General features: G+C 37.0%; 6 protein-coding genes. 5 read left to right on the top strand and 1 reads right to left on the bottom strand.

Annotated features, from left to right (window positions below):
• Nucleotides 1-1,298: 1,298 nt before the first annotated feature.
• Nucleotides 1,299-1,613 carry a hypothetical protein gene (locus ADA55_RS26415; protein ID WP_048689495.1) on the bottom strand — a complete coding sequence of 105 codons (315 nt, stop codon included), beginning with the start codon at nt 1,611-1,613 and terminating at the stop codon, nt 1,299-1,301.
• Nucleotides 1,614-1,970: 357 nt separating this feature from the next.
• On the opposite strand from ADA55_RS26415, the gene ADA55_RS30180 reads away from it, so the two are divergent.
• From ADA55_RS30180 to ADA55_RS26395, 5 genes are all read left to right on the top strand, one after another.
• The gene (locus tag ADA55_RS30180; protein WP_181151571.1) at nt 1,971-2,138 is read left to right on the top strand and encodes a hypothetical protein; all 168 of its coding nucleotides are present in this window, start codon (nt 1,971-1,973) and stop codon (nt 2,136-2,138) included.
• A 196-nt stretch (nt 2,139-2,334) separates the two neighbouring features.
• Nucleotides 2,335-2,541 (top strand): DUF1657 domain-containing protein, encoded by a 207-nt coding sequence (locus tag ADA55_RS26410; protein WP_048689490.1) that lies wholly within the window; start codon nt 2,335-2,337, stop codon nt 2,539-2,541.
• 75 nt (nt 2,542-2,616) lie between these two features.
• Nucleotides 2,617-3,090 carry a YhcN/YlaJ family sporulation lipoprotein gene (locus ADA55_RS26405; protein ID WP_048689488.1) on the top strand — a complete coding sequence of 158 codons (474 nt, stop codon included), beginning with the start codon at nt 2,617-2,619 and terminating at the stop codon, nt 3,088-3,090.
• Nucleotides 3,091-3,110: 20 nt separating this feature from the next.
• Complete coding sequence (spoVAC, locus tag ADA55_RS26400; RefSeq protein ID WP_048689483.1) at nt 3,111-3,590, top strand: stage V sporulation protein AC; 480 nt, start codon at nt 3,111-3,113, stop codon at nt 3,588-3,590.
• A partial coding sequence (locus tag ADA55_RS26395) for a stage V sporulation protein AD (RefSeq protein ID WP_048689481.1) occupies nt 3,590-4,416 on the top strand: 827 nt, incomplete at its 3' end. The genes spoVAC and ADA55_RS26395, both read left to right, overlap by 1 nt.

The following is a 4,416-nucleotide window of genomic DNA, read 5'->3' as shown; positions in this document are numbered from 1 at the left end:
GAAGGATGACACGGAGAAGCCAGCAACATTACTAAACTAAGACCAAGAGTCCCCGGGGCAGCTTAGCAGGCCTCCGCCTTATGAATAGACCGAACGAAGGAATGTAAGCGCAAATGACGCTAAGAGACATGGGAGGGTACGTCATCATAAGTTTCGCAGAGATCTATTGTGCATCACATAGTGGAGAAAATAGCTAATGATTTCCATTAGTTTTAGCGAAGCGTACGCACGATTTATATAGGTTCCTACATGTTATTCAAGGAGTAACAATACCTGGGTTTAGTGTTATATTATGGACAACCCAATTAGAAATTTCTCTTTTCCCCTGTATCAGCCTGTAACGGAAGCTGTGCAGGGGTACTCTGTTGTTATAGCTTCTTTTACATTGAATAATATTCTGGTTTTGCGGGATATTAGTGATACACCTGTTATAGTTGAAAGTAGCCCTTGTACCAGCCTTAAAGAAGCTGTACAGGGGTTCTTTGTCGTTATGGCTGCCTTATTTTAGTTACTTAAACTACCGCCCTATCGGTTGCTGAAGGACTGTCATTCTTCTACAACCCAAACTACGAATCCTTATAATAGTAAATATAATGTTATGTAGTTGTGTTGCCTTAACCTCCGTTATCTTAAAAGTAATTCTTTCAACTATTTTAGAAGGTTATCCTTGCTTTTGTTTTAGGGTTTGGCCTGAATGGTTGGCTAAGCGTGGAAAATGGCTGGACATAGTAACCGTAGCAAACTGTTTTAAAGAAAACAGCAAACTACTGGTTACTTAATACTACTGAATGTACAGGAAAGCTATTGTATCCGTATGTATCACTTTGTTTAGTGTGGCTTTCACCACAAGTATCTTTCTACATGAACAGTGTCTGACAATGCCAATCATATTTACCAGCCATAAAACGCTAGTTACTGATACTTACCCTTAACTTAAAGTTCAAGACACTCCACCCAATCACGCTTCTTTTTGTGGTCAATTCCACAAGGCATCAACAGATTATGATTCCCTTAACCCTCACGAAATAGCGTAACAAGGAAACGCTACGCTATATATTCGTTAGGCTGGTTGTGGCATTACCCTGCATTGACACCAGCTGATCTGTCATAGTTTTTGATATTTGGAGGAAAAACTTTGGAAGAAGTTAGTATTAGTTTTAGTTTATTTACAATTAAAACCATCGTAGGTTTTGTCACAAATGGAAAAGTTATTAACATATAGTTCAATTTGAAGCATAAAAAATACCGTTTGAAAACAAACGGTATTGAAACATATTGCTGTTGACCTATTTAAATTATTATTCATCTTTATTATCTGCGTCGTTTAGATCTTTAGGATCTTCAATTGGATCCTCTGTATCAGGGATTGCATCATGATCATCTAAATTATCTGGGTCAGTTGCATCTTGAGGGTCTTCAATTGGTTCCTCTGTATCAGGGACTGCATCATGATCATCTAAATTATCTGGGTCAGTTGCATCTTTAGGATCTTCAATTGGATCCTCTGTATCAGGAGGAGCTGGATTATTATCCCCATCTGAATTATTACAACCCATTAACATGATTGTAGAAAGAAATACACTTGTTAATAGTTTTAACCACTTTTGATTCATTTTAATCGTCCTCTCTACATTTATTACTTGCAATATTACCTTCTCCTTTTTAACTATTTTTATACAATTTACAATTATTGCATCAACTTTATCTTCATTCTCAGGGAATTTACGATGTTTATAGCAGTTAAATACAACGGATAGGAATAAGGAAAGGCATTCAGATTTTGCACTCTATTTGGTTTCCGAAACCCGGCTAAATGAAATCAGGGCTGGTTATATCAACATCGATTTCCTAATTTTTTTAAATGGATCCTGAAGTTCTTAGCTTTATGATTCATTTTTTAAAAATAAAAATAAAAACATTCTTGATGGATATATTAAAAATGTTTTAAAAATAAAAAAGGAGCTACTGATATGCGGCTAACCGAAGATTTTAAGAATTTTTTAGGAGTAAATCCAGCAAGGCATAAAACAGAAGGGTTAAGTTTAGATCCAAACTTTTCACATCTTATTATACATAAGGAGATACATGGGGATAAAGTATTCGTACCATTAGATTTAAAGAAAATTTGGAATCGTTAATAGTCGTGAAATATAGCAACCGTGTGGATATAAAACGGTTGTTATTTATATTTTTAGGAAAAAGGATAGTAACTTATTTTCAAACATTACCTTTGATTCTTAGTTAAAATGGGAAAAAATAAAAGGGATAAAAATCTCTGTTTTCACCATTCTAAAAGAGTAACAATTTTTTTAAAAAAATAAGGAGGAGACAATCATGACAGTAATCAGTGACGTTAAGACAACTCTTGCAGGTTTGAAAAGTGCACAGGCTAGCTTCGAAACCTTTTCACTTGGTACAGAAAACAAACAAGCAAAGCAGCTTTACCAAGATGCTGCTAAACAAACTCAATCCGTTATAGACACCATTGAACCACGTATTCAACAAATCGAACAAGAAGAACCCCAATATAAACAACAATAATAAAAAAAGCTAGAAAAGGTTGGTTGAGTAAACCAACCTTTTTACACCTTCAAACTAAAACAAAGGGGTGATTTCATGAAAGACAAAACGAACAAATTTATCATTTTTCTTTTATTACTAATTGTTATCGGATTAGGATCAGGATGTAATGGAAAACAGAATCAGTTGGGTGATGACAATGAGGATTTGAGTATTTCACAGGTACATACAAGCAAGCCAATCAATCAATCGGTTGCCAATCAAGCAAAAGAGAAGGTCATCATGGAGGAAGAGATTTCAGATGTGAAGGCTGTGAATACGGATAAAGAGTTGTTAGTAGCGATAAAAGTTGATCAATTTGATCGTTTTCGATTAAAGAAAATCAAAAAGAACGTGAAATCAGACTTAGAAAAAATGTATCCAGATTATAAAATCTTGGTTTCGACCGATCAAAAAATGTATTTTGAACTTGACCAATTAGAACAAAAACTCCAAAAGGGTAACACGAATATGAAGAAATTAGAAAAGGATTTCAATAAAATCAAAAGTCTTATGAAGGAACAATCGTAAGGAGAAAGAGGGCTGGACCCATGTCGAATAATAAAAAGAAACAATTGACTCCTGTTCAACAAGAATACCAAGGTATTCAAAAACACCGGGAAACCAAAAGACCAGTGGTTAAAAATTGCATTAAAGCATTTTTAACGGGGGGGCTTATTTGCCTTATCGGTCAGTTTATTTCAACGTTTTATATTTATTATTTTGATTTTACCGATCAAACGGCTGGAAATCCTACGGTAGGGACTTTAATTTTTATCACGATGCTTCTTACAGGTTTCGGAGTCTATGATCGAATGGCTCAATTTGGAGGTGCCGGTACTGCTGTACCAGTTACTGGTTTCGGAAACGCCGTCATTTCAGCAGCCATTGAACATCGAACGGAGGGGTTGGTATTAGGGGTAGGTGGTAATATTTTCAAACTCGCAGGTTCGGTAATTGTATTTGGCGTCTTTTCCGCGTTTGTCATTGCATTGATTAAAACAATTCTTATAAAGTGGGGTGGTTTGTGATGTTAGAAGGTCATCGTACATGGGTATTCGAACAAAAGCCTGTGATTATTTCAACAGGTACAGTCGGAGGACCATTCGAAGCAGATGGAGCTATCGCGGAAGATTTTGATCTTCTGCATTCTGATTTATGGCTCGGACAGGATTCCTATGAAAAAGCTCATAAAATCTTTTTTGAAGAAGCTTGTCAAAAGGCAATGGAAAAAGGGGGGATTCAAAAGGAACAGGTTCAGTTCCTCCTTGCAGGAGACCTAATCAATCAGATTACCCCGACAAGTTTCGCGAGCCGAACAATTGGAGCCCCTTATTTTGGGTTGTTTGGTGCCTGTTCTACCTCTATGGAAGGATTAGCTTTAGGGGCCTATATTGTCAATACAAACGGAGCCAAATATTTGTTAACAGGGGCTTCCAGTCATGATACAGCCGTTGAAAAACAGTTTCGTTATCCAACGGAATACGGTGGACAAAAACCACCTACTGCACAATGGACAGTGACAGGTGCTGGTGCGGCTTTACTTAGTAATTCTGGGGAAGGACCACGTGTCACTTCTGCAACAATCGGTCGTGTGATTGATATGGGATTGACTGATCCATTTAATATGGGAGGGGCCATGGCTCCAGCTGCGGTCGATACCATTGAAGCTCATTTAAAGGAACGAAACATTGATCCATCTTATTACGATTTAATTGTCACCGGGGATCTTGGCCAGATTGGACAGGAAGTGTCACTTGATTTATTTAAAAAACATGGAACCCCTATTCGTGAAGATCAGTATCAGGACTGCGGATTAATGATTTATCGGGAAGGGCAACCGGTTTTGGCAGGAGG

This window comes from Bacillus sp. 220_BSPC (assembly GCF_001054655.1).
GTDB classification, from domain to species: domain Bacteria; phylum Bacillota; class Bacilli; order Bacillales; family DSM-1321; genus Peribacillus; species Peribacillus frigoritolerans.
This window is presented reverse-complemented; position numbering and strand designations above follow the sequence as displayed.